This window comes from Mesorhizobium sp. WSM4849, from assembly GCF_055811385.1.
Genome location: NZ_JBVVPW010000009.1, coordinates 138072 through 151746 on the forward strand (window position 1 = coordinate 138072; position 13675 = coordinate 151746).

A 13675-nucleotide genomic window follows, 5' to 3' on the forward strand; every position below is an offset into this window, starting at 1 on the left:
GGCGCTTGAAGAATCGCCCGCGGAGGCGCTAGGTGCCGCCCTCGGCGTTCCCGCCGGATAGGAGATTCATGTGACCATATCGATGTACGAAGCGTCCGTTCCGGTGTTTTCGGCCAGGTTGAAGGCGCTATCCAACGTGCTGAACATCGCCGAGCAGAATGCGCTCGACCGCAAGATCGATCCGCAGGTGTTTTTGACGTCGAGGCTGGCGCCGGACATGTACGCGCTGACCAGGCAGGTGCAGATCGCCACCGACCACGCTAAGGGCGCGCCATCGCGGCTTGCCGGCCGCGAGGTGCCGAAATACGAGGACAGCGAGGCGAGCTTTGCCGATCTCCAGGCGCGCATCGCCAAGACCGTCGACCATCTGGCGACATTTTCGGCTGCCGATATGGACGGCTCCGATGACAGAATGATCGAGCTGAAGCTTGGCCAGCGCGAGTTCTCGATGGCCGGCATGCAGTATCTGCTGCATCTCGCCATGCCCAATTTCTATTTCCACGTGACCACCGCCTACGACATCCTGCGCCACAATGGCGTGCCGCTGAGCAAGGCGATTTTCATGGGATCGCGTTGAAGAATGGCGAGGAGATATCCCGGTCGAGCCGGGATATCCGTGACTAACGTGAGGACATTTCGCGAGCGACACGCGGAAAATCGGCTGGTTTGATGCCGATGTCGGCACGGTCGGCATTGCTCATCGAATGAAGCAGCGCCAGAGCCGCGCGGTAGCGCAGATGTTCCTGCGGACGCGGACGGGCGAACATTTCAGTGAGAAAACCCATGATTCAAGCCCCTGGTTGGTCCTCCCCGAGTCGCAATATAAGCAAATCATGACAATTGTGCAGTGCAGCATTTGCATGGCAGCCATGCTGCACAGGTTTTTTTGATTACCGGTGAAACTTCCGGCGCGGACGGACCGTATAGCTGAACGCCGGCACAGGGCCGGTTTTTCCTCGCCATTCCTGGCGAAATTCCGGACTGCATGAAAAATGCAGTCCGGCTTTTTGTTGTCTGCTGCGTAGCCGTTGGCTGGATTTCATGGAAAAGTCGTCGGCGATTGGCGGCGGGCTTGGAGACAGCCCTCGCATTCCTGTATGCTGTGCCTTCCTCCCCGCGCAGCCGCGCAAAAACTTCCCGCCGGAGAAAGTTCCATGCACAAACGCCGCCTCGGTCGGACCGATCTTCTTGTTTCCCAGATCTGCTTGGGATCGATGACCTGGGGCCAGCAGAACACCGAAGCGGACGGCCACGCCCAGATGGATCTGGCCTTTTCGCGCGGCATCAACTTCATCGACACTGCCGAGCTCTACCCGATCCCGCCCAAGGCGGAGACGCAAGGCTGGACCGAGAAGATCATCGGCAGCTGGATGAAAGCGAAAGGCAACCGCGATCAGGTGATCCTCGCCTCGAAGGTGGTTGGCCGCACCGCCAATGCATGGTTCCGCGGCGGGCGTCCGTCGAAGCTGGTGCGCGCCGACATCTTGGATGCCGTCGAAAAATCGCTGACCAGGCTCAACACCGATTATCTCGATCTCTATCAAATCCATTGGCCGGAGCGCGCCGTGCCGTGGGGCGCCAACCCGAACCGCGTCGGCGCCGTGCCGCTGCGAGCCGATGCCGTCGGCACACCGGCCGGCGAGACGCCGATCGCCGAGACCCTCGCCGTCTTCGACGAATTGGTGAAGGCCGGAAAAATCCGCCATTTCGGCCTGTCGAACGAGAGCTCCTGGGGCGTCATGCGGTTCATCGCCGAAGCCGACAAGGGCCTAGGTCCGCGGCTGGTGTCGCTGCAGAACGCCTATAACTTCGTCAACCGCGGCTTCGAGGTGAATCTTGCCGAAGTCTGCGAGCGCGAACAGGTTTCCCTGCTCGCCTATTCGCCGCTGGGACAAGGTTACCTGACCGGAAAGTACGACCATGGCGCGCGGCCGCTGGGCTCGCGTTCTCAGCTCTTCAACCGCGGTCAGCGTTACGAGACGCCCAATGCCGCGGAGGCGCAGCTCGAGTACAACGAGCTGGCGCGCTCATTCGGCATGGAGCCGGCACTGTTTGCCAACGCCTATGTCGCGAGCCGGCCTTTCGTCACTTCGAGCCTCATCGGCGCGACGACCCTTTCGCAGCTCGAAATGGCGCTGTCTTCCGCCGATGTCGTCTGGACCGAGGAAATGCAGAAGGCGGTCGACGCAATCCACCAGCGTGTCGGCAACCCGTGTCCGTGAGCTGCTTTCCGGCGCTGTAAGGTGTGATTGCCAAACGATTACAAGAGGGAGGGAGAAAAAGTGACTTTTCCGATTGAGGTCGTGCGCGAGAAATTCCCGGCACTGTCGCTGACCGACAAGGGCCGTCGCCGCATCTATCTCGACAACCCGGCCGGCACCCAGGTGCCGCAAGCGGTAGCCGACGCGGTGTCACGCTGCCTGCTGACCACAAACGCCAATCTCGGCGGCTTCTTCGAAACCACGATTGCGGCGCAACAGATAGTCGACGACGCCCATGCGGCGATGGCCGATTTCCTCGGTGCTGCGAGCCCGCAGGAAATCATCATCGGCGCCAACATGACGACGCTGACCTATCACATGTCGCGCACGCTTGGCCGCACGATGCAGCCCGGCGACGAGATCATCCTCACCCGCATGGACCACGAAGGCAACGTATCGCCCTGGCTGCAGCTGGCCGAAGACCTTGGCCTTGTCGTGCGCTGGCTGCCTTTCGACCAGCAGAGCTGGCAGATCGAGGAGGCGGCGCTTGCTGCGCTGCTCACCGACAGGACGCGACTGGTCGCCTTGAACTACGCCAGCAATCTGACCGGCTCGATCAACCGGGTGAAGGCGCTGACGCGCATTGCCAAGCAGGCCGGCGCGCTGGTCTATGTCGACGCCGTGCAGTTCGCGCCGCACGGCCTGATCGACGTCAGGGATCTCGGCTGCGATTTCCTAATCTGCTCGGCCTATAAATTCTTCGGCCCGCATGGGCATCCTATGGGGCAGACTTGACGTCATCGACGCCCTGAAACCGTATAAATGCCGCTGTTCGTCCAATGCTCTGCCGGAGCGGTTCGAACTCGGCACGCCGCAGATCGAACTGATGGCCGGACTCACGGCCGCGGTCGATTATTTTGCGGAGCTGGGCGCGGCGGCAGGCGAGGGCGGTTCGCGCCGCGCCAGGATCGCCAAGGCGTTCGAAACATCAACAGCTTACGAAAACCCGCTGGCGCAAAGGCTGATCGACGGGCTGTCGGACGTTTCAGGCCTGACGATCCACGGTATCACCGATCCGGCGTGTATCGGGGAGCGCGTGCCGACGGTCTCGTTCACCGTCGACGGCATCGTGCCGGAGACGATCGTACGGCAGATGAATGCGGACAACATCTTCCTGTGGTCCGGCCACAACTACGCCTGGGAGATCGTGCATCAGCTCGGCATTCCGGCCGAGCAAGGCGTCATACGCATCGGCATCGCCCACTACAATACGGCGTCCGAGATCGACGAGACGCTGGAGAGCGTGCATCGGGTTATCGCGATGCTGCGACAGGAGCGATCCTGACGCGACATCCGGCTGATATTAGCGTTTCTTGCCGCCGCCGAACCCGGTGAGGAAGGCAGTAAGATTGTCGCCGAGTTCGTCGCAGAGATAGCCGCCTTCCTGGACGATTACCGTCGGCAGGCCGCGACCGGCGATAGCCTCGCCGATGCGCGAGAAGCCCTGCGTCGTCAGCGATAGTCCGCCGAACGGATCGCCCTCGAAGGCGTCGAGGCCGAGCGCCACGACAAGCGCTTCCGGCGCAAAGGCGCGGATACGCTGGAACGCCACGTCGAGTGCTTCGAGGAACGCGGCATCGCCGGATTTGCGCGCCAGCGGCAGGTTGAAATTGTAGCCGAGTCCGGCTCCTTCGCCGCGTTCGTCTGCATGACCCCAGAAGAACGGATAGAAGCGCACCGGATCGGCATGCAGCGAGACGGTGAGCACGTCCGGCCGTGCGTAGAAAATGCCTTGCGTGCCGTTGCCGTGATGCAGGTCGACGTCGAGGATCGCCACCCGCGCAGCTTGCTTGCGGAGCACCTGTGCCGCGATCGCCGAATTGTTGATGAAGCAGAAGCCGCCGGCGACATCGGCAAAGGCGTGATGGCCGGGCGGACGGCAGAGCGCATAGGCAGCCGGTGCGCCCGACATCACGCCCTCAGCGGCCTCGACCGCGCTCCAGGCGCTCCACAGCGCGCTCCGCCACGTCTCGCCGGAGATCGGGCAAGCGGTGTCGGCCATGTGGTAGCCGGCCTGGCCGACCGCCGATGCCGGATAAGAGCCGCCCCGCGCGATCGGATGGATGTTGGGGATCACTTCGGCCGAAGCGCCTTCGATGCGCTGCCAGCGCACAAAGATGTGCTCGAGAAAATCAAGGTATTCGGGCGCATGGACCGCCGCAACCGGACCAAGCCCGTGATCTCTCGGCCGTTCGATCGTGCAGCCGGCGGCCTTGGCGCCGACGAGCAGCCGTTCGACGCGTTCCGGCTTTTCCGGATTGGGTTTCTGGGCGCCGCTGGAGAGGAACGCCTTGGGATCGTGGCGCTTCTGCTCTTCGGCATAAAAGGCTTTCATCTTGGCTCCTCATCATCGGGTGCATCGGCGAAGGCAAAGAACGCGTCGCCGACGATCTTCTGCACCTGCTCGTAGCTCGACCAGGCAATGCCCAGCCTTTCGTAGAAGGCCTTGGCGGTTTCATTGTCGGTATCGACGGACAGTCTGAGATAGGCGCCGCCGTCCTTCCGGCATTCTCGCGCGGCACGCCGCAGCAGGCGTTCGCCGATCCTGCGGCCGCGAAACCGATCCTCGACATAAAGGTCCTGCACATAAACGCCGGGCCGCCCCATCCAGGTCGAGAAGATCGGGAAATGCAGGCACAGGCCGGCAAACTCGTCGCCGACCTCGGCGATCAGCGTCGAGAAGGCAGGGTTTTCGCCAAAGCCATAGGTGCGAAGGTCCTCGGCCGTAGAAGTGATTTCCCCGGGCGCGCCGATATGAGCGCCAAGTCGCAGGATTGCGGCATGGATCGTTTCGACGTCCTCGACGGTGCCGGGCCGGATGAGAATGTCGTTTGCAGGATCGGTCACGATAAGTGGGGCGCCAAGGTACCCCCCTCTGTCCTGCCGGACATCTCCTCCGACAGGGGGGAGATTGGCAGCGTCAATCTACCCGCACATCCTGCGACGTTCGCGATTGGCGAAAACGACTGGGACATCCGATCTCCCCCCTTGCGGGGAAGATGCCAAGTGGCGGCAAAGAGGGCAGGACAGAGGGGGGTGGGACGGAACGCAAGCATCTCAGATCGTCTCAAAAAGCTACCCTATCGCCACCCTTGAGCGCCAGCATCTCGCGCACCTCAGTGGGCGTGGCGACGTCCAGCGACAGCCCGTCGAGCACACTGCGGATACGGCGCACCTGATTGGCATTGGACTTTGCCAGCTGGCGGCCGTCGTAAAGGCTGTCCTCCAGCCCGACGCGGACATTGCCGCCCATCGCCGCCGCAATCGAGATCATTGGCATCTGGTGGCGCCCGGCGGCCAGCACCGAAAACTGGTAACTGTCGCCGAACAGTTTGTCGGCGATGCGCTTCATATGGACCAGATTGTCGGGATCGGCGCCGATACCGCCGAGAATGCCGAACACGAACTGGATGAACATCGGTCCCGACACCAGCCCCCGGTCGCGAAAATGCGCCAGTGAGTAGAGGTGGCCGACATCGTAGCATTCAAATTCGAAGCGTGTGCCGCAGCCCTTTCCAAGTCTTTCGAGCACGGTCTCCATATCGGCAAATGTGTTTTTGAAGATCGTGTCGCGTGTCGCTTCCAGCAGTTTCGGCTCCCACTCGTACTGCCATTGCCTTGGCCGGTCGAGCATCGGGAACAGCGCGAAATTCATCGAGCCCAAATTGAGCGAGCACATTTCGGGCTCGGCCCTGAGCGGTGCGGCCAGCCGCTGGTCGAGCGTCATCAGCGATGAGCCGCCGGTGGTGATGTTGATCACCGCGTCAGTCGCCTGCTTGATGCGCGGCAGGAACTGCATGAACACATCAGGATCGGCGGTCGGCCGCCCATCCCCGGGATCACGGGCGTGAAGATGCAGGATCGAGGCGCCGGCTTCGGCGGCCGCGATCGCTTCTTCGGCGATCTGGTCCGGCGTCACTGGCAGGTGCGGCGACATCGACGGCGTGTGCACCGACCCGGTGACGGCGCAGGTGATGATGACTTTTCGTGGCGCCATTTTCAGCTTTCGACCGGCAGGTCGAGCTCGCCGGCCAGCACCTGCAGCGAGTCGCCGATGATGGCGACGATCTCGCCGATCTGCTCGGCAGTGACAATCATCGGCGGCGCCACCATGAAATTGTCGCCGTCGACGCCGCCCTTGACCTTTCGCCCATAGATGATCAGGCCACGTTCATAGGCGAGGTCGAGCAGACGCTGGGTGGCCTTCTTCGCCGGTGCGATCGGCTTCAGCGTATCGGGTTCGGCGACCATCTCGGCACCTAGCAGCAGGCCCTTGCCGCGCACGTCGGCGATAAACGGAAACCGCTTGGCCAATCCCTTCAACTCGGCCATCAAAATATCGCCCATGTCAGCCGCGTTGGCGATCAGGTCCAGACGATCCATCTCGCCGAGCACGGCGAGCCCGGCGGCGCAGGCGAGCGGATTGCCGGCGTAGGTATGGCCATGCTGGAAGCCGCCGGAGGCGAGCAGCGGCTGCACCAGCCGCATCGGTGCGGCCAACGCGCCAAGCGGCGCATAGCCTGAGCCTAGCCCCTTCGACAGCGCGACGATGTCAGGCTTGCAGTTCCAGTGGTCGCCGCCGAGGAATTTTCCGGTGCGGCCGACACCACTCATCACTTCATCATGAATGAGCAGAATGCCGTAGCGGTCGCAGATCTCGCCGATGCCCGGATAATAGCTGTCCGGCGCCACCAACGCCGCTGTGGCAGCGCCGCCGACCGGCTCCATGATGAAGGCGAGCACGCTTTCAGGCCCTTCAGCGAGGATTTTCTCCTCCAGCATGTCGGCGTAGCGAATACCGCGCTCTTCCATCGAGAGATTGTCACGGTCGCGCCAGGCGGCCGGCGCCGGCACGGTCGGCATGACCTGCATCATCGGCGCAAAAGTTTCGGCCAGCGCATCGTCACCGGTGACGGACAGCGAACCAAGCGTGCCGCCATGATAGGAGGGAAAGCGGGTGATTACCTTCCAGCGCCTGGGCTGGCCTGTCGCCACTGCCCACTGCCGGGCAAGCTTGATGCAGGATTCCGTCGCTTCCGAGCCGCCCGAGACGAAAAAGATGCGGTCCATGCCTTCGGGCAGCTTTCCGGCCAGTTCCCGCGCCAACTCCTCGGCCGGCTCGTTCTCGAAATGCAGCCGGTAGGCGAAGGTGGCGCGGTCCATCTGCCGCTTCATCGCATCGAGCACGTTGCGGTTGGAATGACCGATATTGGCGACCATCGGTCCGCTCGATCCGTCGATGAAGCGGCGGCCATCCTGCGTCCAGATGTAGATACCTTCGGCGCGATCGACCAGCGGTCGGCGCAGGCTGGACAAATAGAACAGATGCGACGGCGGGCGCGCCTCGGTGTCTAGGGCGGGGGTCTGGGACTTCAGCATGTCAGGTCTTTCCAAGGTAACGGTCGAGAACATTCTTGGTGACGCGCTCGACCATCGCATCCTGCCTTAGCAGGCCGGCGATCCACTCGCAGCTTCCGGCGTTGAACACCTCGCCCTTGCCGCGGGGGAAATTGACGATCATGCCGTTGCCGCGCTTGACCTTGTCGAGATTGGCGTCGCTCGCCTCGCCGAACAGCGTCTCGGCGGAAAAGCGGCCGTCGGCATCGCCGAGAAACTGGTCCTCGAAAGTGATGTCGGCGCTCTCCTCGACCTGGCTAGCCATGCCAACGGCGAGGATTTGCAGCCCATCCGGTGCGCCGCTGTCGGGCGTGGGGTAGGGCAGGCCGCCGCGGATCTCGTGGTCGAGCCCGTCGACTTCATAGCCATAGACATGGCTGCCGGCGCCGAGCAGGTCGCCGTAATAGATGCCTGTGCCGGCGAACGCCCAGTGCTCCGGCCGGTAGACCGGAAAGCCGCGCACGCCGCGCGGCGCGCAACCGCCCCAGCCGGCGTAGAGGCCTCTGGTCGCATTGAGCCCGAAGGTCGCGGCACCCGGCCGGCCGATTTCGGGCGCTTCCCAGGAGTTCGTGGCACGGGTCACGTCGCCGCCTCGATAGGCCGGATCCTCGGCGCGGGCGTGATATTTGTAGCAGACCTGCCGGCGGCCCTCGTCCTCCAGCCTGGTCTGCCACATGAAATTGCCGGCGAAGCGCGCCGCATGGCCGCCGCGCTCGACGTACGCGTCGACCGCGTCGCGCATCTCCCAGGTCCAGTATTCGTCATGGCCGACGAAGACGACGCAGTCATAGCCGTCGAGGATTTCGGGCGAGATATGCAATTCGTGCTGGCTCGCAAGGTCGACAGCATAGCCGGCGCATTCGGCAAAACGAAAAAAGTGGCTGTCATAGCTTGCCCAGCCGGACGAGGCGTATTTCTTCGAATGGCCGGTGGCGAAGGCCCATTCCATATGCGGATAGCGCGGCACGGTCTTCGGTGGCACGGCGACCTCGAGCGGCACCCGCGGCGCCTCCTTCGGCAGAACAACAAAGCCGCGGCACCATGGCCGCTGCGTCGACACCATTGGGGCATACTGGTCGCGGTTCGGGCCGGTGATGCCTTCGTAATGATTGGAGCCGCCCCAAGTGTTGTAGGCAAGCCAGGTGCCGGTGGCGGCAACCTGCAGCACACGACCCCGTTTCTTGCCGGGCGGCGGGGTAACCATAAAAAGATGGTGGCAGCGGATCGGCTTGCCGTCGCGGCCGTCCGCCGTCAGCGTGACGCGGTAGGCTCCGGACGGCCAGTCGTCGCCGACACGAAATTCAAACGACGTGTCCCAGCCGCAACCCACGACCGAACATTGATCGGGCGTATCCTGCCAGCGCGCCGCGGTCCCGGCCTTCTCGAACATTTTCGTTTCGGTGCCGCCGTCGCGGACGATTGACATGCTGAAACTGGAGGCTGTCGAGCTGACGTGCAGCGCCACCGTCTCGCCCTGGCGGTATGAAAAACGGTCGCTGTAGCACCAGATCTCGCCGCGTTCGCCATCCATGCCCGGCCACTCCCAGTAGTGGCCGCGCACGGCTTGCCGGCGCTGGTGGGGCGTTAGGCCGAAATCGGGGAATTCGGTCGGCAAGTCAGTCATGGACACCGGCATGATCGGAGATCGCCATTTCGACCATCTGCCGGGCAAGCGTCAATTGGAAACGATCGGGCCAGCGATAGCTGACAGCCGGCCTTGGCCTTGCCTGCCAAACAGATTATCTCACATAGGGCGGCCTTTTCCGCCACGGGAGCCGATATGCTGAGAGTGCAAAAGGTCAAGGTGGACGACATCTACGTGCCGACCGCGCGCAGGAAGACGCTGCATCCCGAGACCGTCCGGCATCTGGCAGAGGACATTCTGGAGAACGGCATGAAGACGCCGATCCAGGTGCGTCATGACGGCAAGCGCCATATCCTGGTCGAAGGCCTGCACCGGCTGGAAGCGGCGAAGTGGCTCGGCGAGACCGAGATCGACGCCTATCTGGTGCAAGCCAAGCGCCACTAAGCTCTCATTCGGCGTCCGCCGGAATCGGCCAGACGAAGTTTTTCGCGAGACCGTGTCGGGCTGCGCGTTGCCCACTCGTCCTTGAGACGGAAACCGGCATTCAAGCCAACTCTTTAGCAAGCAAGTGAGGAGACCATCATGACGACCAAGCTCGATATCGCCCCCAGCTCGGACCGTGAACTGGTTCTTGCCCGCATCATCGATGCGCCGCGCGAGAACGTCTATCGCTGCTGGACCGAGCCGAAACTCGTAACGCAATGGTTCGCGCCAAAGCCGTGGACGACGCCGCGCGCCGAAATGGACGTGCGCACCGGCGGCTCCAGCCTGGTCGTCATGGCGGGACCCGACGGCAACGAATTCCCGAACCCCGGCATCTTCCTCGAAGTCGTGCCGGGCAGGAAGATCGTTCTCACCGACGCCTATACAAAGGCCTGGGAGCCGTCCGAAAAGCCGTTCATGACGGTCGTGCTGACTTTCGAGGATGAGGGCGAGGGCAAGACCCGCTACATCGCCCGGGTTGCGCATTGGTCCGTCACTGACCGCGAAGAGCACGAGAAGATGGGCTTTCACGAGGGCTGGGGCCAGTGCGCCGATCAGCTCGAAGAAGTTGCCAAGCGACTTTGATATCGGCGGGACGCAAGGAGACCGACATGTCCAGATCGATGTTTTTCGCCATTTTCGCCTCGGCTGCGGCGCTCTTCACTGCGCCGGGCGCCACCAAAGCCGAGGAGGCAAAGCCCGCCATGACCTCCGAAATGAAAGCAATGCCGAAGCCGGCGAAAGCCGGCCTGCTGCCGATCAACGGCCTGAATTACTATTACGCCGTCTATGGCCAGGGCGAGCCGCTGCTTCTGCTACATGGTGGGCTCGGCACGACCGACATGTTCGCGCCGATTCTGCCGAAGCTTGCCGAAAACCGCACCGTAATCGGCGTCGACCTGCATGGTCACGGCCGCACCGCGCTCGGCGACCGGCCGCTCAGCCTGGAGGCGATGGGTGACGACATGGCGGCGATCGTCAAGGCGCTCGGCTACGAGCAGGTCGATGTCATCGGTTACTCGCTGGGCGGCGGCGTTGCCTTCCGCATGGCCGTCCAGCATCCCGAAGCCGTGCGCCGGCTGGTCCTGGTCTCGACCGGCTATGCCTCGGACGGCTTCTATGCCGACATGCGCACCCAGCAGGCGCAGGTCGGCGCGGCGATGGCCGACATGATGAAGGACACGCCGATGTACAAGTCCTACGCGGCGGTTGCGCCGCATCCGCAGGACTTTCCGAAGCTGCTCGATCAACTGGGCGCCCATATGCGCAAGGACTACGACTACTCCGCCGACGTGGCGAAGCTGAAGATGCCGGTCATGCTGGTTTTTGGCGACAGCGACATGTACCGGCCCGAGCATGAGATCAAGTTCTATCAGATGCTCGGCGGCGGGCTGAAGGACGCCGGCTGGATGCGCGAGAACCTGTCGCAGAACCGCTTGGCCATCCTGCCGAACCGCACCCATTACGACGTGTTCTTCGCGCCGGAACTGGTGGCTGCCGCGCTGCCCTTTCTCAATGGCGAGACCAAGGTCAAGACCTGGGACGAGATCGTCAGCGAAACGAACTGACCGCCTGACAACTGCCTGCCGGCCGTCCTCCCGCGAGATGGCCGGCGACGCTCGTTGCGCATCGAACCTGATCGCACGTTCGGCCAGCCGCATCACGCCAACAGATGGCGCCATCAAAGCTTTTCAATTGACGCTCCTATCCCGGCAGCTACCTTGCTGCCAATCTTCAGAAAGAGGGGCTCAGGCAATGGCGAAATATCAGGGCGGCTGCCTGTGCGGGGCGGTGCGCTACCGCACTGAGGCCGCGCCGATCAACGAGCGCGTCTGCCATTGCCGGCTTTGCCAGAAGGCGCTGGGCGCTGCCTTCAACGCCCGCGTGCTGTTCCGCATCGACGATGTGACCATCGACGGGCCGTTGGCGACAGTGAGTTCCTCGCCCGATCTCAAGCGCGGCTTCTGCCCGGGCTGCGGCACGACGATGTTTTCCCGGCGCGACTCCGCCGGCATCATCGGCGTCACCTCAGGCTCGCTCGACGACCCTTCGATATTCAAGCCGCAGATGCATATGTGGACCGCCTCGAAGCAGCCCTGGGTGCAACTCGACGACGGACTGCCGCAATATGAAGGCGCCCCGCCGCCCGCTTAACCTTCTCCCCTTGTTGTGGGAGAAGGTGGATTGCCGCGCAGCGCCAAGACGGTTGAGGGGTGCTGGCCGGAGCGCTGTTGGTGCCAAGCTGGAACACCGCTCATCCGGCCGCTTCGCGGCCACCTTCTCCTACAACAAGGGGAGAAGGCAAAGGCGTGCCCAATTTTTTTCATCCGCGACACGAGATCGCCGGCAAAGCGTCATTGGCGAGCCATCATTGCCGCCTATCTATTACGTGCGGGTCGGCAGTCGAGGAGGCGACGGATGAACGACAGAATCAACACCCTGGATGAGCTTTTGAGCGATCCGATGGTCAAGCTCGTGATGGAGCGTGACCGCGTGCAGCCGGCCGAGCTTCGCACGCTGCTTGAAGAAAAGGTTCGCCGGGCGGAGGACGATGCGCCGGTCGTCAATCGCCCCGCCGACGATCGACCCGTCGAGGATCGCTTTGTGCCGCCCGCTCACGTGGTGGCCACGGCCTGCCACACGCTATGGTTGTGCGGCTAGCAGGGGTGCAAGGTCGGCGATCCTTCGCGCGCCCCTCTGCCCTGCCGGCGTTTTCAAGCTCTCGCCGCTACGGCGATCAAGCGAACGCACCATGTATTCTGTTTGCCCAGCTCTCATCCTAACAATTTGATTCAAACTTTGTTGGTAATTTCTCGTTAGTAATCTGGACTGGTTTGTCCGGCGGCGTTGTCTTGCCCTCGGTCTGTTGTGTTCTGCGTACAGGTCCAGATGCGGTTATCAGGCGTCGTCATCTTTGTGCTCGCGTCTCTGTGCCTTGCCGGCTGCACATCCACGTCCGGCGTCGACGCGTTGCAAGTGCCGTCCAGCGAGACGACCAGCTCGGTTGTGCGGCCGCCCGCGCCGGTAGCGTCGGTCGGTGCGGCCGATGCGGCACCCGACTTCGCGCAGGAAGAGGCGGCGGAGCAGACTGTGGCGATGGCCACTCCAGAGCCTGCGGAAAGCATCGAACCACCCGCCGAACCGATCGCCCTGGTGGCGCCGACGCGGCTGGCACGGGCAGCACCGATCCTCGCCGAGCCGGTCCAGCGCTATCGTTTTCGTGACGCCAAGCCGATCAATTTCGGCAGGGCCTCGCCCAGACACCTCGCCGTTCACGGCGTCGACGTCTCGCGCTGGCAGGGCAACGTGAACTGGGACAAGCTGCGCGCGCAGGGCGCGAACTTTGCCTACATCAAGGCGACCGACGGCGGCGATCATCTCGACCCAATGTTCAGGAAGAACTGGCGCAATGCCCACGCCGCCGGCCTCAAGCGCGGCGCCTACCATTTCTTCTACTGGTGCCGCACAGCCGGCGAGCAGGCCGACTGGTTCATCCGAAACGTGCCGAGAGTCGAGGGCGCCTTGCCGCCGGTGATCGATGTCGAGTGGAACGGCGAATCCAGCTGCAAGCGGCGGCCGTCGCGGCAAAAGGTGCTGGAGAAGATGCAGGTGTTCATGGACAAGCTCGAGCGCCACTACGGCCAGCGGCCCATCATCTACACCGCGCCTGATTTCTACCGCGACAATCTGCGTGGCGCATTTCTGGACTATCCATTCTGGCTGCGCGCGGTGGCACAGCACCCGGCAAAGGTCTATCCCGGCCGCAAATGGGTGTTCTGGCAGTATTCCGGCTCCGGCCTGTCGCACGGGGTGAGGGGCCGCATCGACCTCAACGTGTTCCACGGCGACGAGAGAGCCTGGCGGAACTGGGTCGGCGGACGGCAGATGGTGGCCGAGGCGGAGTAGGGCGTCCTTCCGGGGCTGGAGCTTCTTGCTGTTCGCGCCTGTG

General features: G+C 63.2%; 14 protein-coding genes and 1 pseudogene. 9 read left to right on the top strand and 6 right to left on the bottom strand.

Annotated features, from left to right (window positions below; genetic code table 11):
- The first annotated feature begins 70 nt into the window (after positions 1–70).
- A complete protein-coding gene (locus AC0L3L_RS12270; RefSeq protein ID WP_473528253.1) occupies positions 71–577 on the top strand; it encodes a DUF1993 domain-containing protein in 507 nt (168 codons plus the stop codon).
- A 43-nt stretch (positions 578–620) separates the two neighbouring features.
- Here the strand turns inward: AC0L3L_RS12270 and AC0L3L_RS12275 are convergent, their stop codons facing one another.
- The gene (locus AC0L3L_RS12275) at positions 621–785 is read right to left on the bottom strand and encodes a hypothetical protein (RefSeq protein ID WP_023798224.1); all 165 of its coding nucleotides are present in this window, start codon (positions 783–785) and stop codon (positions 621–623) included.
- Between the two features lie 369 nt (positions 786–1154).
- On the opposite strand from AC0L3L_RS12275, the gene AC0L3L_RS12280 reads away from it, so the two are divergent.
- Positions 1155–2222: an aldo/keto reductase gene (locus AC0L3L_RS12280; protein ID WP_473487935.1), complete on the top strand. Its 1068-nt coding sequence runs from the start codon at positions 1155–1157 to the stop codon at positions 2220–2222.
- Positions 2223–2282: 60 nt separating this feature from the next.
- Positions 2283–3546 (top strand): annotated as a pseudogene (locus AC0L3L_RS12285) (cysteine desulfurase-like protein).
- 18 nt (positions 3547–3564) lie between these two features.
- Here AC0L3L_RS12285 and AC0L3L_RS12290 read toward each other — a convergent pair.
- The 5 genes from AC0L3L_RS12290 to AC0L3L_RS12310 all read right to left on the bottom strand — a co-directional run bounded on the left by AC0L3L_RS12290 (position 3565) and on the right by AC0L3L_RS12310 (position 9282).
- On the bottom strand, positions 3565–4596 hold the full coding sequence (locus AC0L3L_RS12290) for a histone deacetylase family protein (RefSeq protein WP_473637734.1): 1032 nt from the start codon (positions 4594–4596) through the stop codon (positions 3565–3567).
- Positions 4593–5108 carry a GNAT family N-acetyltransferase gene (locus AC0L3L_RS12295; RefSeq protein ID WP_473487938.1) on the bottom strand — a complete coding sequence of 172 codons (516 nt, stop codon included), beginning with the start codon at positions 5106–5108 and terminating at the stop codon, positions 4593–4595. The genes AC0L3L_RS12290 and AC0L3L_RS12295 overlap by 4 nt, the downstream gene beginning before the upstream one ends.
- A 220-nt stretch (positions 5109–5328) precedes the next feature.
- Positions 5329–6258 carry a 3,5-dioxohexanoate:acetyl-CoA acetone transferase gene (gene kce, locus AC0L3L_RS12300; RefSeq protein WP_473637735.1) on the bottom strand — a complete coding sequence of 310 codons (930 nt, stop codon included), beginning with the start codon at positions 6256–6258 and terminating at the stop codon, positions 5329–5331.
- A 2-nt stretch (positions 6259–6260) separates the two neighbouring features.
- Positions 6261–7640: an aminotransferase family protein gene (locus AC0L3L_RS12305; protein WP_473637736.1), complete on the bottom strand. Its 1380-nt coding sequence runs from the start codon at positions 7638–7640 to the stop codon at positions 6261–6263.
- Position 7641: 1 nt separating this feature from the next.
- Positions 7642–9282: a N,N-dimethylformamidase beta subunit family domain-containing protein gene (locus tag AC0L3L_RS12310; RefSeq protein WP_473637737.1), complete on the bottom strand. Its 1641-nt coding sequence runs from the start codon at positions 9280–9282 to the stop codon at positions 7642–7644.
- 156 nt (positions 9283–9438) lie between these two features.
- On the opposite strand from AC0L3L_RS12310, the gene AC0L3L_RS12315 reads away from it, so the two are divergent.
- The 6 genes from AC0L3L_RS12315 (at position 9439) to AC0L3L_RS12340 (ending at position 13632) form a co-directional block, all read left to right on the top strand.
- The gene (locus AC0L3L_RS12315) at positions 9439–9687 is read left to right on the top strand and encodes a ParB N-terminal domain-containing protein (protein WP_095490758.1); all 249 of its coding nucleotides are present in this window, start codon (positions 9439–9441) and stop codon (positions 9685–9687) included.
- Between the two features lie 138 nt (positions 9688–9825).
- Positions 9826–10311: an SRPBCC family protein gene (locus tag AC0L3L_RS12320; RefSeq protein ID WP_473487941.1), complete on the top strand. Its 486-nt coding sequence runs from the start codon at positions 9826–9828 to the stop codon at positions 10309–10311.
- Between the two features lie 26 nt (positions 10312–10337).
- A complete protein-coding gene (locus AC0L3L_RS12325) occupies positions 10338–11294 on the top strand; it encodes an alpha/beta fold hydrolase (protein WP_473637738.1) in 957 nt (318 codons plus the stop codon).
- A gap of 187 nt (positions 11295–11481) precedes the next feature.
- Positions 11482–11880, top strand: coding sequence for a GFA family protein (locus AC0L3L_RS12330; protein WP_473637739.1), 399 nt, complete (start codon positions 11482–11484; stop codon positions 11878–11880).
- 264 nt (positions 11881–12144) lie between these two features.
- On the top strand, positions 12145–12387 hold the full coding sequence (locus AC0L3L_RS12335; RefSeq protein WP_473637740.1) for a hypothetical protein: 243 nt from the start codon (positions 12145–12147) through the stop codon (positions 12385–12387).
- Between the two features lie 228 nt (positions 12388–12615).
- Positions 12616–13632 carry a glycoside hydrolase family 25 protein gene (locus AC0L3L_RS12340; RefSeq protein WP_473637741.1) on the top strand — a complete coding sequence of 339 codons (1017 nt, stop codon included), beginning with the start codon at positions 12616–12618 and terminating at the stop codon, positions 13630–13632.
- Positions 13633–13675: the final 43 nt, after the last annotated feature.

What these genes read in the sequence shown, in the direction of transcription:
- AC0L3L_RS12305 (WP_473637736.1), bottom strand. Translation starts at nt 7,640, where the DNA reads ATGCTGAAGTCCCAGACCCCCGCCCTAGACACCGAGGCGCGCCCGCCG.
- AC0L3L_RS12325 (WP_473637738.1), top strand. Translation starts at nt 10,338, where the DNA reads ATGTCCAGATCGATGTTTTTCGCCATTTTCGCCTCGGCTGCGGCGCTC.
- AC0L3L_RS12340 (WP_473637741.1), top strand. Translation starts at nt 12,616, where the DNA reads ATGCGGTTATCAGGCGTCGTCATCTTTGTGCTCGCGTCTCTGTGCCTT.
- AC0L3L_RS12290 (WP_473637734.1), bottom strand. Translation starts at nt 4,596, where the DNA reads ATGAAAGCCTTTTATGCCGAAGAGCAGAAGCGCCACGATCCCAAGGCG.
- AC0L3L_RS12320 (WP_473487941.1), top strand. Translation starts at nt 9,826, where the DNA reads ATGACGACCAAGCTCGATATCGCCCCCAGCTCGGACCGTGAACTGGTT.
- AC0L3L_RS12275 (WP_023798224.1), bottom strand. Translation starts at nt 785, where the DNA reads ATGGGTTTTCTCACTGAAATGTTCGCCCGTCCGCGTCCGCAGGAACAT.
- AC0L3L_RS12280 (WP_473487935.1), top strand. Translation starts at nt 1,155, where the DNA reads ATGCACAAACGCCGCCTCGGTCGGACCGATCTTCTTGTTTCCCAGATC.
- kce (WP_473637735.1), bottom strand. Translation starts at nt 6,258, where the DNA reads ATGGCGCCACGAAAAGTCATCATCACCTGCGCCGTCACCGGGTCGGTG.
- AC0L3L_RS12335 (WP_473637740.1), top strand. Translation starts at nt 12,145, where the DNA reads ATGAACGACAGAATCAACACCCTGGATGAGCTTTTGAGCGATCCGATG.
- AC0L3L_RS12330 (WP_473637739.1), top strand. Translation starts at nt 11,482, where the DNA reads ATGGCGAAATATCAGGGCGGCTGCCTGTGCGGGGCGGTGCGCTACCGC.
- AC0L3L_RS12315 (WP_095490758.1), top strand. Translation starts at nt 9,439, where the DNA reads ATGCTGAGAGTGCAAAAGGTCAAGGTGGACGACATCTACGTGCCGACC.
- AC0L3L_RS12310 (WP_473637737.1), bottom strand. Translation starts at nt 9,282, where the DNA reads ATGACTGACTTGCCGACCGAATTCCCCGATTTCGGCCTAACGCCCCAC.